The organism is Treponema sp. UBA785, from assembly GCF_002297065.1.
Taxonomy (GTDB): domain Bacteria; phylum Spirochaetota; class Spirochaetia; order Treponematales; family Treponemataceae; genus Treponema_D.
Window position 1 is genome coordinate 1 of the sequence record NZ_DBJD01000087.1, and the last position, 17,571, is coordinate 17,571.

General features: G+C 41.2%; 19 protein-coding genes. 17 read left to right on the forward strand and 2 right to left on the reverse strand.

Annotated elements, in window-relative coordinates; translation table 11 throughout:
- Window positions 1-154: 154 nt before the first annotated feature.
- Window positions 155-1,567, reverse strand: coding sequence for an OmpP1/FadL family transporter (locus B2X33_RS07590; protein ID WP_296668776.1), 1,413 nt, complete (start codon window positions 1,565-1,567; stop codon window positions 155-157).
- Between the two features lie 134 nt (window positions 1,568-1,701).
- Window positions 1,702-2,616, reverse strand: coding sequence for a radical SAM protein (locus B2X33_RS07595; protein WP_296668777.1), 915 nt, complete (start codon window positions 2,614-2,616; stop codon window positions 1,702-1,704).
- A 336-nt stretch (window positions 2,617-2,952) separates the two neighbouring features.
- On the opposite strand from B2X33_RS07595, the gene B2X33_RS07600 reads away from it, so the two are divergent.
- From B2X33_RS07600 to B2X33_RS07680, 17 genes are all read left to right on the forward strand, one after another.
- On the forward strand, window positions 2,953-4,224 hold the full coding sequence (locus B2X33_RS07600) for a phosphoglycerate kinase (protein WP_296668780.1): 1,272 nt from the start codon (window positions 2,953-2,955) through the stop codon (window positions 4,222-4,224).
- A 489-nt stretch (window positions 4,225-4,713) separates the two neighbouring features.
- Window positions 4,714-5,460 carry a triose-phosphate isomerase gene (gene tpiA / locus B2X33_RS07605; RefSeq protein WP_296020212.1) on the forward strand — a complete coding sequence of 249 codons (747 nt, stop codon included), beginning with the start codon at window positions 4,714-4,716 and terminating at the stop codon, window positions 5,458-5,460.
- Window positions 5,461-5,711: 251 nt separating this feature from the next.
- Window positions 5,712-6,071, forward strand: a complete 360-nt coding sequence (gene secG / locus B2X33_RS07610; RefSeq protein WP_296020209.1) for a preprotein translocase subunit SecG — start codon at window positions 5,712-5,714, stop codon at window positions 6,069-6,071.
- 109 nt (window positions 6,072-6,180) lie between these two features.
- Window positions 6,181-6,642 carry a PTS sugar transporter subunit IIA gene (locus B2X33_RS07615; protein WP_296020206.1) on the forward strand — a complete coding sequence of 154 codons (462 nt, stop codon included), beginning with the start codon at window positions 6,181-6,183 and terminating at the stop codon, window positions 6,640-6,642.
- A gap of 13 nt (window positions 6,643-6,655) precedes the next feature.
- Window positions 6,656-6,967, forward strand: a complete 312-nt coding sequence (locus tag B2X33_RS07620; RefSeq protein WP_296020204.1) for a hypothetical protein — start codon at window positions 6,656-6,658, stop codon at window positions 6,965-6,967.
- 13 nt (window positions 6,968-6,980) lie between these two features.
- Window positions 6,981-7,961: a V0D/AC39 family V-type ATPase subunit gene (locus B2X33_RS07625; RefSeq protein ID WP_296668783.1), complete on the forward strand. Its 981-nt coding sequence runs from the start codon at window positions 6,981-6,983 to the stop codon at window positions 7,959-7,961.
- Window positions 7,961-9,934: a V-type ATP synthase subunit I gene (locus B2X33_RS07630; protein WP_296668784.1), complete on the forward strand. Its 1,974-nt coding sequence runs from the start codon at window positions 7,961-7,963 to the stop codon at window positions 9,932-9,934. Before B2X33_RS07625 ends, B2X33_RS07630 begins: the two co-directional genes overlap by 1 nt.
- A 60-nt stretch (window positions 9,935-9,994) precedes the next feature.
- Window positions 9,995-10,351 (forward strand): ATP synthase subunit C, encoded by a 357-nt coding sequence (locus B2X33_RS07635; protein ID WP_296668787.1) that lies wholly within the window; start codon window positions 9,995-9,997, stop codon window positions 10,349-10,351.
- Between the two features lie 20 nt (window positions 10,352-10,371).
- Window positions 10,372-10,704: a V-type ATP synthase subunit F gene (locus B2X33_RS07640; protein WP_296668789.1), complete on the forward strand. Its 333-nt coding sequence runs from the start codon at window positions 10,372-10,374 to the stop codon at window positions 10,702-10,704.
- 41 nt (window positions 10,705-10,745) lie between these two features.
- Entirely contained in the window at window positions 10,746-11,390 is a 645-nt protein-coding gene (locus B2X33_RS07645; protein ID WP_296668790.1) for a hypothetical protein, read from the forward strand.
- Window positions 11,387-13,150: a V-type ATP synthase subunit A gene (locus B2X33_RS07650; RefSeq protein WP_296668792.1), complete on the forward strand. Its 1,764-nt coding sequence runs from the start codon at window positions 11,387-11,389 to the stop codon at window positions 13,148-13,150. Before B2X33_RS07645 ends, B2X33_RS07650 begins: the two co-directional genes overlap by 4 nt.
- 134 nt (window positions 13,151-13,284) lie before the next feature.
- Window positions 13,285-14,667: a V-type ATP synthase subunit B gene (locus B2X33_RS07655; RefSeq protein WP_296668793.1), complete on the forward strand. Its 1,383-nt coding sequence runs from the start codon at window positions 13,285-13,287 to the stop codon at window positions 14,665-14,667.
- Window positions 14,668-14,672: 5 nt separating this feature from the next.
- Window positions 14,673-15,290, forward strand: coding sequence for a V-type ATP synthase subunit D (locus tag B2X33_RS07660; RefSeq protein WP_296668795.1), 618 nt, complete (start codon window positions 14,673-14,675; stop codon window positions 15,288-15,290).
- The gene (locus B2X33_RS07665) at window positions 15,290-15,793 is read left to right on the forward strand and encodes a universal stress protein (RefSeq protein WP_296668797.1); all 504 of its coding nucleotides are present in this window, start codon (window positions 15,290-15,292) and stop codon (window positions 15,791-15,793) included. The genes B2X33_RS07660 and B2X33_RS07665 overlap by 1 nt, the downstream gene beginning before the upstream one ends.
- A gap of 71 nt (window positions 15,794-15,864) precedes the next feature.
- Window positions 15,865-16,596 carry a zinc metallopeptidase gene (locus B2X33_RS07670; protein ID WP_296668798.1) on the forward strand — a complete coding sequence of 244 codons (732 nt, stop codon included), beginning with the start codon at window positions 15,865-15,867 and terminating at the stop codon, window positions 16,594-16,596.
- An 80-nt stretch (window positions 16,597-16,676) separates the two neighbouring features.
- The gene (locus B2X33_RS07675; RefSeq protein ID WP_296668800.1) at window positions 16,677-17,276 is read left to right on the forward strand and encodes a biotin transporter BioY; all 600 of its coding nucleotides are present in this window, start codon (window positions 16,677-16,679) and stop codon (window positions 17,274-17,276) included.
- On the forward strand, window positions 17,269-17,571 hold a 303-nt coding region (locus B2X33_RS07680; RefSeq protein ID WP_296668801.1), incomplete at its 3' end, for an ATP-binding cassette domain-containing protein. The genes B2X33_RS07675 and B2X33_RS07680, both read left to right, overlap by 8 nt.

Below are 17,571 nucleotides of genomic sequence, written 5' to 3' on the forward strand. Positions count from 1 at the left end.
CACCGTGACGAAATCAGAAAAATCATTTTGCCGGCAGTCGTCACCATGACGAATCGAGAAAAAGTGCTTGAACGGCAATCGTCACTATGACGAAACAAAAAAAAGCTCCGCTTCATAACGAAACGGAGCTTTTTTTATCCGCGTTTTTGCGCGCTTAGTTGAAGTGGTATGTTACGCCGATTCCCGCGTTGATTACGTCCTTGCTCAGGACTGTCTTTGTTGAGCTTGACTTGCTTCCAAGATAGTAGTCTGTGTCAAAGTAGTTCGCGTAGAGGCACGAGAGAGACACTGTGAGCTGGTCTGTCGGGTAAATCTCAAATCCTCCGCCGACTACGATGTTGTCAAGGACAGGGTTGAACGTTGAGTTTGAAGTGTCTGTTGTTCCCTGGTTTCCGTAGCTTGCTCCGATTGAAGCTCCGACGTACTTGCAGAATCTGTAGTCAACGCCGAGCGCGATTTCCCATGAGTTGTCGTAGTCTGTCTCGCTCAAGATTGAGTCCTGATGGGCAAAGTCGTTGAAGTAGTAGTTGAAGCTTGTGCTTACATACAGGTTGTCAAGAACGTGGTAGCCTGCTCCGAGGTTCAAAACTGCCGGAAGATCGGTGCGGAAATTCTTGTCGTTCGTGATGTCGTAATACTGCGCGATGTTTCCTTTTACGTTGTCAACATTGTACTCAATGCGGCTCAAAGTCTGGTACTGGAGCGAAAGGTCGAGCTTTGGAACAACCGGCGGCTTTGCGTGGATTCCGAAAACCATGCTCTGGCCGTAGCCTGCAGCGTCGTATGAAATCTTGTTGCTGCCGTTTATTGTCTTGAAATTTGGATCGTTGCATTTAAGAGTCATGTCCTGTGTTCCGATTGTGTAGCGGTAAGCCGCAGAAAGCGAGAGCCAGTCAGTAACGAGATAAGCCGCTCCAAGCTGGATTCCGTATGTGATTGAAGTTACATCGAGAGAATGGTCTTGTGCCATTTTGATAGAAGCTGTTGCAAGTTCTCCATATTGATATGCCTTAGTTGCATATGCTGTAGCAGATGTATTGTCAGAGTTTGCTGCTGCGCCTTGCGCCATTAATTTATATTGTCCGGCTGCCTCTTTCATTTTTGCCGCGCCCTGCAAGAACATAAGCGTTGTCGCGCTTGTTCCCTCGTCGTAAGAAAGCGAGCCGCCGCCTGCGTAAACTCCGAAGTTCGAGAAGATTGCCCATCTGCCTTTCTTGTAGACCGCGTTCAAGTCAGGGTAGAGCCAGACTGTCGTGTCGTCTGTCGATTTGTAGTCTTTGATACCAAGTGAAGAATAATCGCCAGTTGCGTAATAATCATTCGTGTCGAGCTTGTTCGAGTATTCCTTGAAGACAAACTGGTTTCCGCCGCCAATCCAAAGTCCTTCCTTCAAAAAAGCAGTTCCCGCAATGTTGTAGAAGGCCGCTTCCGGACGCTCGTTCTCTGTGTTTCGGCTCGGGTTTCTTAAATAGCCTGTGCTAAGGTTTGTCTTGTTCTCAACTCCGCTTGCAAAGATAAAGCTTGCAGAAATTGCTGCAAAAATTGTAGAGGCAATGAGTTTTTTCATTGTTTGTTCTCCTGTAAAACACCTTTTTGGTGAAAAAAATCTATAAGCACAAAAATGACACAATGATAAAAAATGTCATTTTGTCATATAGAACGTTAGTCTATTCTTTTTTTATTTTGATGTCTAGTGCGAAGCTATAAATTGTTGCAAAGCCAGCCGCAGAATGTGCAGATGTCGTCAGTGCGGGCGTTGCATGGAAATTTTTCACCTGATTTTTCAAGCTTTTTTGCGTGTTTTAAAAGTCCGTCGCAAAAACAGGCTTGAACCATCTTGTTTTCTTTTGCGTTTTCCATGATTTTTTCAAAGCTGTCGGTGATTTTTCCTATAAAAAGCGCGCTGTTTTCGTTCGCAAAGCCGCAGCACGGAGCAATGTCGCCTGTCGGGTGGACAAAGAGAATCTGCCCCGGTCCTTCGCAAAAATCTTCATTGAACCATTTTTTGCTCTGCCAGCCGCGCTCGTCGTCGCCTTGAAAAGTCTGCGGAAGAATAAAAATATCCGCCGCAAAATCTTCGGAAAGCGCGTTCAGCTCGGCTTCAAGTTTTTCTGAATTTTCTTCATCTAAAAGCGGATCCGCCACCGCCTGGATTGTCAAATTTTCTTCTCCGAAAATCTCGTTCACAGTTTTGCAGAATGTTCTGATTCTTTCGTATTTTTGCGCATGGAAATTGTCGTAGCTCACGCCGATTTTTCCGTCGTAGCCAGCATCGCAGATTTTTTGCAAGGTATCGCGCAGGTCGCTTTCGGTTTTCCACCAGTCGCCGTTTGTCATAATCTGGTCGAACATAAAGTCGTTTTTTCGCGCGAATTTTATTGTTTCGGTCATAAAATCAAGAGCAAGAAAAGGCTCGCCGCCCGAAAAACCGATTTTGTCTATTTGCGAGTCAGGATTTTTTTTGCATGAGAGAATCAGCTTTTTTGCGTCCCCGGCGTTGAGCTTTGTCGGAAGCCGGTTTACAAAGCAGTGCGCGCAGCGGAGATTGCACAAAGTTGTGCAGGCGAAAATTATTTCTGTCGGATTGAAGCCTTTTTGAACTGGTAATTTTTTCATAATAGAAAATTATATCATAAGAAGAAAAAGTTTTTTGTTTTTAGGATTGAGAAAATTTCGATTTCTGCAATTTTTTTTTGTGAGATAAGGAATTGTTTTGCGGGGCGTTACGGGCGCGGCTCAGGCATAGCTTTCGCCGAGACTCGCCTAGAAACTCACCTCGTGAGTTTCTTCGTCTGCGACGAACGGCTCCCTACGTAGAAAGGGTAGGGCGCAACGAAGTGCGGCCGTAGGGGAAGACTTTCCCCTTTTTGTCTAAAAAAATTAAATTATTGAATTTTCAGCCTGAAATTATTATATTTAAAGCGGTATTTCTGTTTATAAAGGAGAAATAAGATGATTAAGACAGTAAAAGACGTTGACTTGAAAGGCAAACGCATTATCATGCGCGTTGATTTTAACGTTCCTATGAAAGACGGTGTTGTTCAGGACGACACACGCATTATGGCGGCTCTTCCTACAATTAAATATATTCTTGAGCAGAATCCGCGCTCGCTTGTTCTGATGAGCCATCTCGGAGACCCGAACAAAGATGTGAAAAAAGCAAAAGAGAAGGCTGAAAAAGCCGGAAAAGCTTGGACAGAAGCAGATTCTGAAAAATTCATCAACGGAAAAAACAGAATGAAGCCTGTTGTTGAGTATTTTGCTTCAAAGCTTGGAAAGCCTGTAACTTTCTTGCCGGACGCTCTCGGACAGAAAGCCGCAATCGACGCTCTTCCTGAAGGCGCAGTTGCAATGCTCGAAAATGTCCGCTTCCATAAAGAAGAAACTTCAAAAGACGCTTCTGAACGTGAGACAATGGCGAAAGAACTCGCTACTTACGGAGATATTTTTGTAAACGACGCTTTCGGAACTGCTCACCGCGATCAGGCTTCCACAGCGACAATCGCTAAATTTATGAAAGAGCAGCCAGTCGGCGGATTCTTGATGGAAAAAGAAGTTAAATATATCCAGCCAATGGTTACAAATCCTCCAAAACCGCAGGTGGCAATTATCGGCGGCGCAAAGGTTTCTTCAAAAATCGCTGTCTTGGAAAGCCTCTTGAAGAACGCTTCTGCCTTGATTATCGGCGGCGGAATGGCTTACACATTCTTGAAGGCTCAGGGGCACAAAGTTGGAATCTCTTTGGTTGAGGATGACTTTATCGACACAGCTAAAAAACTTTTGAAAGACGCTGAGGCAAAAGGCGTGAAGATTGTTCTTCCTGTTGACCACGTTGCCGCGGATAAATTTGACGCTAACGCTACTCCGGTTGCTGTTGACGGTGTTGACATTCCTGACAATCTTATGGCTATGGATGTTGGTCCGAAAACTCTTGAGCTTTACAAAGAAGTTCTTTCAACAGCGAAATCTGTTGTATGGAACGGACCTGTAGGCGTATTTGAATTTGACGCGTTTGCAAAGGGAACGGAAGCTGTCGCGAACCTTGTTGCAGAGGCGACTGGACGCGGCGCAATGACTGTTGTTGGTGGCGGAGACTCTGTTGCTGCTGTGAACAAGTTCCACCTTGCAGACAAGATGAGCCACGTTTCAACAGGCGGCGGTGCTTCGCTTGAATTCTTGGAAGGAAAGACATTGCCAGGAATTGCTATTTTGGCGACAAAATAATTTTGTTTGCAGGCTAAGATTGCGTGCGAGTTTCGCTTGCCGAAACTCGATAACTAAACCGCTTGCCGGTTTACGACCGATTTTGGCTACAAAATAACTGGCCTCAAAATAGATTTTTAAAATAATCTAAAAAAAACCGCATCGTCTACTTTTTTATGATGCGGCTTTTTTTATTCAAAATAAACAGATAAATTACGGCTCTCTTTTTTCAAAATTTCGTTCAGCCATATTCAAATATTCAGTTCAAAACGTAAAAACCAATTATTTTGACATATATCAAAATAAGCAATAAAATAAAAATTCAAGACGATAGTGCTTTTAGGAGGTAAGATAAAAACAGCAGAAAATGGCGCCTGTTTTTATCTTTACAAGTTTGCGTTGGCAAACTTACTAATCAACTGCAATTTCTCACTTTGCTACGAAATTGCAATAAAGAGTCAATCCTAAGACTGAAGTTTTAATCTTGACTTTTTATGGGAGAAATTAAAAATGCGTACAACTTATGTAGCTGGAAACTGGAAGATGAACATGGATCGCGAGGGAACAGTTGCCCTCGTAAAAGAGCTTGTAGTCCAGTTAAAAGACTGCAAAAATAAAGTGATGATTGCACCTCCATTTGTTTATCTTGATCTTGTTTCTCAGCTTGTAAAAGGAACAAATATTCTTCTTGGAGCACAAAACTGCGCCGCTACAGACAATGGCGCTCATACTGGAGAAATTTCTGTCGCAATGCTCAGGGATCTTGGTGTTCAGGTTGTAATCTTAGGACATTCAGAACGCCGTTACGAATTTGGCGAATGCGACGAACTTATAAATATGAAAGTTACAAGAGCGCTTGCCGCCGGTCTTGACGTAATAATCTGCATTGGAGAGCTTTTGGCTCAGCGCGAGGTAGGCCGTGCCGAAAAAGTGTGCGAACGCCAGTTGAATTCAGCTCTCATGGGCGTTTCAAAAGAACAGCTTTCGCATGTGACTATTGCTTACGAGCCTGTCTGGGCAATCGGAACCGGAAAAACTGCAACTCCAGAAGACGCTCAGCAAATCCATTCTTATGCAAGAAAAGTAATTGCAAAAATGTATGATCAGGAAGCGGCCGACAATATCATAATTCAGTACGGCGGCTCAATGAACGTAAAAAACTACAAGGAGCTTCTTGCTCAAAGCGACGTTGACGGCGGTTTAATCGGCGGAGCCTCGTTAAAGGCGGAAACTTTTATTCCAATCTGTAACGGTTAATTTTTTTATTTTGCAAGCTGGAGGCATTTTTGCCTTTGGCAAAAACCGGGCTATCCGCACTTCCGCGTCTTCGCGCTCCATCCGGCAGACGCCGGACGCCTTGCGGTGCTGCTATCCCTTGCCCGATAGCGAGAAGCTTTTTTCTTCTATACTCTATAGCAATAAATTGACAGTTTGTTTATATTTCGATAAAATGCAATCTGCAATTAAAAAGTAGCTGGGAATTATCTGCCAGCATTTTGGAGAAATAAATGAAAGTTGTTTTGTTGGTAGCATTTGTAATTATCTGTGCTCTTTTGGTTCTTTTGGTTCTCGTACAGGACGAAAACAGCAGCGGAATGGGCGGACTTTTGGGCGGCGGAAACTCAGCTGCATTTGGATCACATTCTGCTTCAATTCTTACAAAGACTACTGTTGTTCTTGCAATTCTTTTCTTTGTTGTAACTTTGGCTCTTGCAAAAGTTCTTCCTTCTAAAAAACTTTCTTCTGATTCAGAACTTTTAAAAGCTGCTCAGGCAGAGGGGAAAGTTTCTACTGAAGAAGTTGCTCCAGAAGTAGAAAAAACTACAGCGGACTCTTCTGACTGGTGGAAAGAAGCTGCTGCAGAATAAAATTAAAAGGCAGGTTTTGATTTTTTTAAGTTAAAATCTGCCTTAAAATAGTATTTAAAAAAATCGATTTTCTGATATTCAAATAATTCAGAAAACTAAGGGGATAGTAATGGTTCTTGAGAATGTTTTTACAAAGGAAAGCATCATTATTGGTCTGGAGAGTACAGAAAAAGACGAGCTGTTTGAAGAAATGGTAGAAGCCATTCATTCATTGCATCCTGATTTTGACAGGGCAGAAGTTCTTTCTGCGCTCGAAGAACGTGAAGCTCAGATGAGCACTGGAATTATGCATTCTGTTGCTGTTCCTCATGCTTTTGCGCCTTCTGTAAATGGTACAATTGGTGCTATTGGTATCAGCAAAAACGGAATCGATTACGATTCTCTCGACGGTTCGCCTGTTCATGTTGTTTTTATGCTTCTTGCAGGAAACGGACAGACAGAAAAGCATATTCAGATTTTAAAATCATTAGCACTTCTTATTCAAAAAAACGGATTTGTTGATAAACTTGTTTCGTGTCAGTCGCAGTCTGAAGCCTACAACTTGATTTTGCAGACAGAAGAGGCAGTCTGAGGAGGCTGAAGTCATGGAAGAAAATGAGTCAAATGTAATTGAACATCTTCTTGAAGTTGAAAATATCGCTTCTTCTTTTACCGTTGATGCTCAGAATAAAGCAGCCGAAATTTTGAATTCTGCAAAAGCAAAGGCAGAGCAGGATTATCTTTCAAAATTTAATATTCAATCTGCAGAACTTGAAAAATCTTTCAAGGAAAAGTCTGCGAAAATAAACGAAAACATTGTTTCTGAAATAAACTCTTACAAAGAGAATATTTATCAGTCAGTTCAGGATAAGGTTGCTTTTAGCAATCTTATGAATAATTTGGTTTTGCAAAAATAGATGGCGGTGCGGTATGATGGATAAATCTGCTGCAGATGCTTATGTTTATGCAAAAGTATCCGGAATACTGGCCAATTCCTATTCTGGAAAAAATGCGGACAGACTGTATTCTGCAAAATCTCTGACAGAACTTTATGGTCTTCTTTTTAAATCCGAAGTTCCTGCAATTCCTGAAAATTTGCTTGCCAAAAAAATTGAAGAAAAATCAGTTTTTATTTTTGTAGAACAGTATTGCCAGCTTGTCGAGTGTTATGCCCATCCTCAAAAAATTCTTCTAACCTTGCTTCGGCTTTATGATTATAGTAATTTAAAGATGCTTGCCGGCGCTTTGTGTATGAAGGAAACAAAATGTCCCGAAGTAATCGATTTGGGAAAATATTCTCTTTTAAATTACAAAAATTGGCCGAATCTTGCAAAAATCACCGAAAAAGACGAGCTTTCTTGGTATAACAAAGTTCCTGATATTTCCGAACAGCAGGTTTTAGACACAAAGCTTGATTTTCAATATCTGCACAACCTTTGGAAAGACGCCTGCGTTTCTGAACAGGCTGTAAGAGTTCAAATAAAATCTCTTGTTGTCGAAGAAATTAAAATCCGGAATATTGTCTGGGCGCTCCGCCTAAAAATTTATTACAAAATGGACAATGAAAGCATCTGTCAAAAGCTTTTTTTTGAAAATCCAAAATCAGCCGAAACTGATGTTTTTGCTGGCGAAGCATTGAAAATTTTAAGCAAAGATATTTCTAATTTTGATGAATGGAAAACATGGAAGTACAGCAAAATGCTGAATCCGCACGAGGAAGGCGTTATTTGGGAAGTTGATCCGCGTTGGCTGGAAAATTCTTTCCGCACAGATCTCGTAAAAAAATATTCTACAGCTTTTCATAAATATCCGCTTACTTCTCTGTCTCTTGTCTGCTTTTTTAAGATAAAGCAGGACGAATTGAATAATATCCGCCATGTGACGGAAGAGTTAAGGCTTGGAGGCGAATAATGGCAAAAACTGCAAAAATGCGTCTTGTCGAATTGATGGTTCTAAAAGAAGACATTGATGAAGTTGTTGAATTTCTTGGTAAAAAAGGAAATTTTCAGTTTCAGCAGAAACTTGAATTAAATCATTCTATTTCAAACCCTGACGAGGATATTCTTTCAAAACTAAAAAATGTACGTTCATTTTTGAATTTGCCGGATGTTACAACCGAAGATTTGCAGGCCTCGACACGTCCTTCTGAATACGACAGAGTGTTGTGCCAGAAATTTCTTTATACTGTGGACGTTTTGCAGAAAAAAGAACGCGATGCTGATGATGAGCTTAAGCGTGTTCAAGATGCTTATAAGGAAGCACTTTCTTTTTCAAATTTAAAAGTTCCTTACAGCGAATTGGAGCATCTTTCTTTTTTGTCGCTCCGTATTGGAAAAATAGATCCTGCTATTTTTGACGAGCTGGTTTTTGATGTTGGACAAAGGGCTGTAATTGTCCCTCTTGGTTCTGATAAGTCAAAAATCCTTGCGGCAACTTCTAAAAAAGGCCGTTTTTCTCTTGACAGTGAACTGCGCAAGCACGGTTTTGTAAATATGGAAATTCCTAGCGACTTTAAAGGTGTTCCAGACGATGTCTTAAAAAGTCTGCAGCAGCAGGTAAAGGAAAAAACTAAGATTTTTGAGAATATCGAAGAAGAAAAGCACAATATTGCAAAAACCCATGCAGATTTTCTTAAAAAATTTTTGTGCCAGTTCTCAATTGCCGCTCAAATTAAACTTTTGGAGAACAGCCTTGAGTCAACTGATCTGGTTTACCGTCTTACAGGCTGGATTCCTGAAAACGACTGCCATTCCATGATGACAGAACTCGATAAACTTTCTGAAGGAAGAATTGCAATTCGTCTTTTTGAGCCGAGCGAAGTTCCCTCTGTTCAGACTGGAGAAGAAAAAGTTCCAGTAAAATTGCATCACGGAAAACTGATTAGTTCTTTTGAGAGAATGATTTTTAGTTACGGCTCCCCGGCTTATGGAACAATAGATCCTACTCCGTTTGTTGCGCTGTTCTTTACTTTGCTTTTTGGGATTATGTTTGGCGATGCCGGCCAGGGCTTTGTTTTCTTGCTCGTTGGAATTTTAATGTCAGCAAAAGTTGTAAAAATCGGCGGATGGAATAAATTTGCTCCGATTTTTATGGCAATCGGCTGTTCAAGTATGATTATGGGAATTTTAACAGGCGAATTTTTTGCGACCGAAGGAATAATGAAACCTATCTCGATGTTTATTACCGGACTTTTTGGAGAAAGCCGCTACCCGATTCTTGAAATGAAATTCTGGGAATCGGCAAATGCAATCGGAATCATTTTTGGAATTTTCGGTTTTACAATGGCAGTTGGTTTTGTAATAAACTCGATTGGACTTTTAATAAACATTATCAACAAGTTTTCATGCAAAAAATACGGAAGCGCGATTTTCGGAAAAACTGGAATCGCAGGAGCGCTTTGGTTTTGGTATGTCGTAATCTTTGCTTTGAGGATTGGCTTTGCGCATCATTCTCCGACAACTTTTGACTGGATTTTTATTGCCGTTACTCTGTTTTTTGCAGCTTTTGGCGAGCCTTTTGAAAGATTTTTTGACGGAGAAAAGCCAGCTGTTGAAGGCGGAATTGGCGGTGTAATAATTGGTGGCACGGTTGAATTGATAGAAGTTGTTTCTTCTTATCTTTCTAATTCAATTAGCTTTGTCCGTGTCGGCGCTTTTGCTCTTGCACACGCGGTTTTGGGATTTATTATTGAAAAAATGTGCAGTATTGCTCCGGCAGGTTTTGCACAGGTTTTGATATTGATTATTGGAAACGGGATTGTTGTTGTTCTTGAGGGAATGATTGTTGCAATTCAGGTTATTCGTCTTCAATATTATGAATTTTTCTCAAAGTTTTTCAATGAAACGGGAAAGGAATTTGTTCCTTTTGCGTTTACATATAAATAGAGGTTTTGAAGTTAGTTTAAAACCCCTGGTAATTAAATAAATTTTTTGTGAGGTAAAAATATGAACAAAAAAATTATTGCGTTGGCAGCTGCTTTGCTTTGTTTTACAGTAGCTGGCTTGTTTGCTCAGGAATCAGAAACTCCTGCTGCTACACAGACTGTTGCAGAAGCTCAGACTTCAACTGTAGAAGCTAAGGCTGACAGCAACTCTAGTGCTATAAAATATGTAGCTGCGGCTTTTGCAGTTGCACTTGCATGTATTGCCGGCGGTATGGCAGTAGGAAAAATCGGTGCTGCGGCAATGGGCGCTATGAGCGAAAATGCTGAACTTTCAGGAAAAGCTCTTCCTTTTGTTGGTCTTGCGGAAGGTATTTGTCTTTGGGGCTTCCTTGTTGCACTTTTAATTATCATTCTCTAGGTTTTTAGTAAACGAAAATTATGGAATACTTTACGATTGCTCAGCGGGAACTTGTTCTGGCTTTTAAACTCGTCGGAGTTGACGGTGCAGTTGCCCTTAACAGAAAAGAAGCTCTTGATGCATTTAACCGTGTAACCGGTCATGGCGGCGAGAATTCTTTGCCTGTTGATGAGCGACCGAAAGTCTTGATTTTGTCAGAGGATGTTTCTGCCATGCTTGAACAGGAAGTGCTGGCCTGGCAGAAAAGTGCTCAGTTTCCGCTTATTGTTGAAATTCCTCCGCTGAACGGACATCTGCAGGGAAAAAAATCCCTTACTGATTCGATTCGCGAAGCAGTTGGTATTTCTGTGTAGATTTTGACTCAGGCAAAGCCTGATTTTACGGGAATTAAAAAATGGAAGAACTTAGATCAACTGAAATACTCGACAAAGAAATTGAAGCCGATGCTCGAAAAAAAGCGGACAGAATTGTCGCTAAGGCAGAGAGTGAGGCAAAGTCAATTATTGCAGGCGTTGATGAACGCGTAAAAAAAGCTGTTGAGGAAAAATTATCCGTATATAAAAACAAACTTTCTCTTTTGGAAAAAAATGCGGATGCATATATTCCTCTCGAAAAAGAAAGGTTCCTTGTTGCTTTCTACAATGAACAGGTTTGCAAGGCTATGAACGAATATTTTAATTCAATTGGAAAAGAAAAACGCCTGTCTTTGCTCGAAAATAAACTTGAAAAGTGTAAATTTGCGTTAGAAAATAAAAAAATTGCTGTCAGTTATTTTGGCGGTCTTGAAGAGGCAGATGCTAGAAAAGTTGTAGAAAAAGCATTTGCAAAAAATATTACAGGATATGAAGCAATTCAGTTTGAAAAAAGTGGAGAAGAATCTGTAAAAGGAAATGAAATCCACGAAGGAATGATTCTTAAAAGCGATGAAAAAAATTCCGTGATTGTTCGTCTTACAATAGATGAGCTTGTGCGCGAATTAAAAGATAAATATTCATACGAACTCTCATCAACATTGTTCGGAGGAAGGCTCCCGGAATGATAAAAGGAAAAATAACTAGAATTTCAGGACCGATTGTTTATGCTGAAGGCCTTGAAGGTTGCGGTCTTTATGATGTTGTTGATGTTGGCGAAAAGAAAATAATCGGCGAAATCATTCGTCAGAATAAAGGCATTGCCACAATTCAGGTTTACGAAGACGATACTGGAATGAAGATTGGAGAAGATGTTGTTTCTAACGAACGGCCTCTTTCCTTAAAACTTGGTCCTGGACTTGTCGGAACAATTTATGATGGAATTCAGCGTCCTCTCGAAGCTATGTACAAAGAATCTGGAGCATTTTTGATTCCAGGACAGAGAAGCGAGCCGATTGACGCAAATAAAATTTGGCATTTTGATGCCTGCGAATGTGTAAAAGAAGGAACTCCGATAAAACCTGGTTTTGTGCTTGGAACTGTACAAGAAACTCAGTCGATTTTACATAAAATTATGGTTCCACCGCAGGTTCGCGGACGTGTTCTTGTTTCTTTTAAGGGAAGCGGAGATTATACTGTCGACGACGTTATTGCTAAAACTGAACTCGATGAAGAAATTCGTTTGAGCCATTACTGGTCTTTAAGAACTCCTCGTCCTTTTGCAAAAAAATTGACTGTAAGCCAGCCTTTGGTTACAGGCCAGCGCGTAATTGATGTTTTCTTTCCGCTTTCAAAAGGAGGCACAGCTGCAATTCCTGGTGGATTTGGTACAGGAAAAACAATGACGCAGCACGCAATCGCAAAATGGTGCGATGCGGATTTAATCGTTTATATCGGTTGTGGAGAGCGCGGAAACGAAATGACCGACGTTCTTACAGAATTTCCTAGCTTGATCGACCCTAGAACCGGCCGCTCGCTTATGGAAAGAACGATTCTTATTGCAAATACTTCAAATATGCCGGTTGCTGCCAGGGAAGTTTCTCTTTATGCGGGAATTACTCTTGCCGAGTATTACCGCGACATGGGAATGCACGTTGCAATAATGGCAGATTCAACTTCGCGCTGGGCAGAAGCCTTGCGTGAACTTTCTGGCCGTATGGAAGAAATGCCTGCTGAGGAAGGTTTTCCTGCTTATCTTCCGAGCCGGCTTGCTTCGTTTTATGAACGGGCTGGCCGCGTAGATGCCCTTTGCGGACAGGAAGGTTCTGTTTCTGTAATCGGCGCAGTTTCGCCTCCAGGAGGAGATTTTTCTGAGCCTGTAACACAGCACACAAAGCGTTTTATCCGCTGTTTCTGGGCTTTGGACAGAGAGCTTGCAAATTCCCGGCACTATCCTGCGATTGGCTGGATTGATTCTTATTCTGAATATGCTGACGAAGTAAAAGAATGGTGGGATAATCTTGATCCGCGCTGGGCAAAGGTTAGGCTTGAAGCGCTTGAACTTCTTAAAAAAGAGCAAAAACTTCAATCTATTGTTCGTTTGATTGGACCAGATGCCTTGCCTGACTATGAGCGCATTGTTCTTATCGTTGCGGACATGATTAAAAACGGATTTTTGCAGCAGAATGCTTTTGACGCGATTGACGTTTATTCTGTTCCTGAAAAGCAGATTCAGATTTTGCTTTTGATGATGGAATTTTACAACCGTGGCGCAGCCGTAATAAAAGCCGGTGCTCCGCTGTCTAAGGTGAACGCTCTTCCTGTTAAGGAAGAAATTGTCCGCCTGAAGACAACTGTTCCAAACGATAAGCTCGAAATGATAAAAGAAACGGAAAGCCGTTTTGAACAGCAGATGGGCGGACTTGAACGGATGTACTCAAAAGTTTAAGGACGACTTCCAGGGGTGTTGCGGGGAAGTTCCCCGCAGAGTGGGGTGTGTGAGCAACGAAGTGCGAACCTAGGGGAGAGACTTCTCCCCTCAAAATTGAAAAACTTTGGTTGCTTTTAAAATTTGGAGAAAAAATGAAAGGCGTAGAATATAAAGGTCTGAATTCGGTTGACGGTCCGATTGTTGTTGTAAAACGCAGCGAAAATATTTTTTATAACGAAATCGTTTATATTCGTGACCGCAATGGCGACAAAAAAACTGGCCGTGTAATTGATTTGAACGAAGATACTGCAATTGTACAGATTTTCGGAACAACGACTGGTTTGGATTTGAACGAAACTTCGGTTGAATTTTTGGACGAACCGATGGAACTTCGTGTTGGCGAAGGGCTTTTGGGACGTATTTTTAATGGTCTTGGAGAGCCGATTGACGGACTTCCGCCGATTGTTTCTTCTGAAAAAGTTGATGTAAACGGAATGCCGATGAATCCGTTTGCTCGCGTTTATCCAAGGGATTTTATTCAGACAGGAATTTCTTCGATTGACGGCATGAACACTTTGATTCGCGGTCAGAAACTTCCGATTTTTTCTGGAAATGGACTTCCTCATAACAGGCTTGCGGCTCAGATTATTCGTCAGGCAAAAATCCGCAATTCTGACGAGCAGTTTGTAATGGTCTTTGCGGGAATGGGAATTAAATACGATCAGGCGCAGTTCTTTATAAATTCGTTTGAGGAAAGCGGTGTTCTTTCAAAGGTTGTTATGTTCCAGTCTTTGGCAGACGCTCCTTCGATTGAACGAATTATTACGCCTCGATGTGCTCTTACTGCTGCCGAATATCTGGCATTTAAAAAGGGAATGCATGTTCTTGTCGTAATGACTGATATGACGAACTACTGCGAAGCTTTGCGCGAAATTTCTACAACTCGCGGTGAAGTTCCTGGAAGAAAAGGTTATCCTGGCTATCTTTATTCTGACCTTGCAGAACTTTATGAACGTGCCGGAAAAATAAAGGGTTCAAACGGTTCTATTACCCAGATTCCGATTTTGACTATGCCGAACGATGACATTTCGCATCCAATTCCTGACTTGACCGGATACATTACTGAGGGGCAGATTGTTTTGAGCCGTGAATTGAGTCAGAGCGGTGTTTATCCGCCAGTCAGCGCCTTGCCAAGTTTGAGCCGGCTTATGAAAGACGGTATTGGCGACGGAATGACACGGGAAGACCATGCTAGTGTTTCGAGCCAGCTGTTTGCATCTTATTCAAAAGTAAAGTCAATCCGTTCTCTTGCAGCGATTATTGGCGAAGAGGAATTGAGCAGCGTTGACAAGCAGTATTTGGCGTTTGGAGATGCGATTGAAAGCCAGTTCTTCTCTCAGGGCGAATACGAAAACCGCTCTATTGAAGAAACTCTTGATTTGGGCTGGAAACTTTTAAAATTGCTTCCACAGAACGAACTTTATAGAATTAAACCGGAATTTATTGAAAAATATCTTCCAAAAGATGAAGAGTAGAACTGATGGCAAAGTTAAATGTCGCACCGACAAAATCTAATCTTCTCGCAATAAAAGAGCAGCTAGCTTCCGCTCAAAACGGTTATGAGCTGCTCGAGCAAAAGCGTGAAATTCTGGTAATGGAACTTATGCACATGGTTGAACGCGTAAAACTTCTTGAATCGCAAATTGATAAAGAGTATGCAAAAGCTTATCCTGCATTAAAGAATATGCTTAAGACAGTAGGCGGCGACCGTGTAGAGCGGATTGCCCACGCTGTAAAGTATGATTTTAAAATGAAGGACAAGACAATTACTGCTGGTGGAATGAGCTTTAATTCGATTGAAGTTGAGCTTCCAAAGCAGCAGTTATTCTATTCTTTTATGGAATCATTTGCAGACAGCGATAAAGTTATGGTAGAATTCTTTAACTTGTTAAAGTTGCTTACAAATATGGCGAGCATTCGCACGGTCGCATGGCGGCTTGCAGGCGAAGTAAAGAAAACTCAGCGGCGTGTAAATGCCTTGGACAAGATGGTTATTCCTCAGACGAAGGATACAAAGATTTATATCGAAAGTGTTCTTGAAGAGCGTGAGCGCGAAAATACTTTCGTTTTAAAATCTTTGAAAAACAGGAAGTCATAATGATAAAACCTTTATTTCAAAAAATTGTAGTTGCTGTTAACGGTTCAGACCAGTCGCTTCATGCGGCTATGTATGCGATTCTCCTTGCAAAGCAGTATAAATGTTCTCTAAAAGCAGTTTATGTCGTTGATACTGCGGCTCTCAAATTCCTGAGCATGAGCAAATTCTTCCTTAAAACTGAAAGTCAAAAGTATGAAGAAAATCTTCTTGATGACGGAAAAAAATATCTTGAGCAAATTGTTACTTTTGCAAAAATCAAAGGTGTAAAAGTCGAAACTGAACTTAGAAAGGGAAGCCCATGGTCAGAAATTCTGCATGCAGCGGACGATTTTGATGCCGACCTTATTTTGCTTGGCGGAAAAGAACATTCGGCTTCATCGCTTTCGAGCGAAGTTGCACGCGACAGGGCAAGTTCAACAAATATGGACATTATTGGCAGCGCAAGATGCAATGTTCTTGTTGTTCGCCAGAAAGATATTGAAAAACTTTTTAAAATCGGCTGATAAAATTTGATCCGGCTGTATTAGCCGGGGCTTTTTGCGAAAATACAATTTGTATTTAGACTGGAGAATTTATGTTTTATTATGGTGGGTTAGATTTAACATACCTTGTTTTTGCTGTTCCAGCTCTGCTTTTGGGACTTTGGGCGCAATCTGCCGTAAAAATCCGTTTTTCAAAATACGACAAAATTCTGACAAAAAAAGGCATAACTGGAGCGCAGGCGGCTGCAATTTTGCTTAAGGCAAATGGAATTACAGACGTAAAGATTGCCCGTATAAAAGGTTCTCTTACCGATAATTATAATCCGACAGATAAAATTTTGAGCTTGAGCGAGGCGACTTATTCGAGTGCGTCGGTTGCTGCCGTTGGAGTGGCTGCTCACGAAACCGGACACGCAATTCAGCATAATACCGGTTATTTTCCTCTTGCTTTTAGGCGATTGCTTGTTCCTGTTGCAAATTTGGGGTCTGCGCTTGGTCCTGTTCTTGCGCTTGCTGGTCTTGGCTTCGGCTATTCTGCACAAGTTGAGTCTTATATGCCTTTTTTCCAAATGATTACGAATATCGGACTTTTGCTTTTTGCCTGCGCAACTCTTTTTTATATTGTTACTCTTCCTGTTGAGTTTAATGCTTCTTGGAGAGCACTGAAAATTTTAAAAGGTGCTGGAGTTTTTACTGACAAGGAAGAACTTTCTGGCGCACGCGAAGTTTTGTGGGCAGCGGCAATGACATACGTTGCAAGCGCGCTTGGAGCAATTGGAAATTTTGTAAGGCTTTTGCTTTTGACACAAAAACGCCGCCGTTAGACCTTTTCTTTAAGTTGACAATTCTTTGTTTTTTTGTAAAATGTAAACCATATTTTTAAATAAAGAGGTTTACATTTAAAATGAATAAATCAATTCTTCGTTCTGCAATTGTTGCTTTTTTTGCGGCAATTATCTGCGCTTCAAGTTTTTTTAGAATTCCAATTCCAGGAATTGCAAGTGGCATTGTAATTCAAAATGCGCTTTGTGTTATGACCGCTGTTCTTTTGGGCGGACTTTTGGGCGCTGCTCCGACCGCGCTTTTTTTTGCAGTCGGTGTTATCGGCCTGCCTGTTTTTTCTGGCGGTCAAGGCGGTTTTCAGGTTTTGATGAATATTAACGGTGGCTTTCGCATCGGCTGGGTTATCGGAGCGCTTGTAGCTGGTATGATTTCTGGCCGTCCGTCAGTTATAGAAAAGCACATCACCGTAAAAGGCATAATCCGCCTTTCTTTGGCAGTTTTTATTGGCATGCTTGTTCTTTATCTTCCTGAAGTTTTCTATGTAATAGCTTTTAAAAACTCAGAACTTGGAGTTTTGGGTGCTGTAAAACTTTTTTTTGCGGCTTTTTTTGCTCCTTTTTTGGCGGTTGATTTTGTTAAAGCAATTTTTGTAATCTTGATTTCGTTAAAACTTCGTCCGGTTGTTGCAATGTATCTTTACGAGCCGGAAAAAGATGAATAAAATCGTAATCGACAGCATCACGAAAATTTACACGACTTCTGAAGGCAATAAAACCGCCTTGAACAATGTTTCTTTTCAGATTGATGAAGGTTCGGTTACTGTGATTGGCGGAGAAAACGGCTCAGGAAAAAGTGTCCTTATGAACATTATCGCCGGGCTTGAAAAGCCGACTTCCGGAAAAATTTATTCTTTTGCAGAAGCTGGACTTGTTTTTCAGGAAGCGGATACTCAAATTTTGGGCGAAACTCCGCGCGAAGATATTTCTTTTGGTCCAAAAAATCAAAAAAAATCAAAA

Coding starts and splice junctions, on each gene's coding strand:
- B2X33_RS07590 (WP_296668776.1), bottom strand. CDS start 1,567: ATGAAAAAACTCATTGCCTCTACAATTTTTGCAGCAATTTCTGCAAGC.
- B2X33_RS07630 (WP_296668784.1), top strand. CDS start 7,961: ATGGCAAAAACTGCAAAAATGCGTCTTGTCGAATTGATGGTTCTAAAA.
- B2X33_RS07615 (WP_296020206.1), top strand. CDS start 6,181: ATGGTTCTTGAGAATGTTTTTACAAAGGAAAGCATCATTATTGGTCTG.
- B2X33_RS07675 (WP_296668800.1), top strand. CDS start 16,677: ATGAATAAATCAATTCTTCGTTCTGCAATTGTTGCTTTTTTTGCGGCA.
- secG (WP_296020209.1), top strand. CDS start 5,712: ATGAAAGTTGTTTTGTTGGTAGCATTTGTAATTATCTGTGCTCTTTTG.
- B2X33_RS07625 (WP_296668783.1), top strand. CDS start 6,981: ATGATGGATAAATCTGCTGCAGATGCTTATGTTTATGCAAAAGTATCC.
- B2X33_RS07640 (WP_296668789.1), top strand. CDS start 10,372: ATGGAATACTTTACGATTGCTCAGCGGGAACTTGTTCTGGCTTTTAAA.
- B2X33_RS07670 (WP_296668798.1), top strand. CDS start 15,865: ATGTTTTATTATGGTGGGTTAGATTTAACATACCTTGTTTTTGCTGTT.
- B2X33_RS07650 (WP_296668792.1), top strand. CDS start 11,387: ATGATAAAAGGAAAAATAACTAGAATTTCAGGACCGATTGTTTATGCT.
- B2X33_RS07645 (WP_296668790.1), top strand. CDS start 10,746: ATGGAAGAACTTAGATCAACTGAAATACTCGACAAAGAAATTGAAGCC.
- B2X33_RS07620 (WP_296020204.1), top strand. CDS start 6,656: ATGGAAGAAAATGAGTCAAATGTAATTGAACATCTTCTTGAAGTTGAA.
- B2X33_RS07595 (WP_296668777.1), bottom strand. CDS start 2,616: ATGAAAAAATTACCAGTTCAAAAAGGCTTCAATCCGACAGAAATAATT.
- B2X33_RS07665 (WP_296668797.1), top strand. CDS start 15,290: ATGATAAAACCTTTATTTCAAAAAATTGTAGTTGCTGTTAACGGTTCA.
- B2X33_RS07635 (WP_296668787.1), top strand. CDS start 9,995: ATGAACAAAAAAATTATTGCGTTGGCAGCTGCTTTGCTTTGTTTTACA.
- tpiA (WP_296020212.1), top strand. CDS start 4,714: ATGCGTACAACTTATGTAGCTGGAAACTGGAAGATGAACATGGATCGC.
- B2X33_RS07600 (WP_296668780.1), top strand. CDS start 2,953: ATGATTAAGACAGTAAAAGACGTTGACTTGAAAGGCAAACGCATTATC.
- B2X33_RS07655 (WP_296668793.1), top strand. CDS start 13,285: ATGAAAGGCGTAGAATATAAAGGTCTGAATTCGGTTGACGGTCCGATT.
- B2X33_RS07660 (WP_296668795.1), top strand. CDS start 14,673: ATGGCAAAGTTAAATGTCGCACCGACAAAATCTAATCTTCTCGCAATA.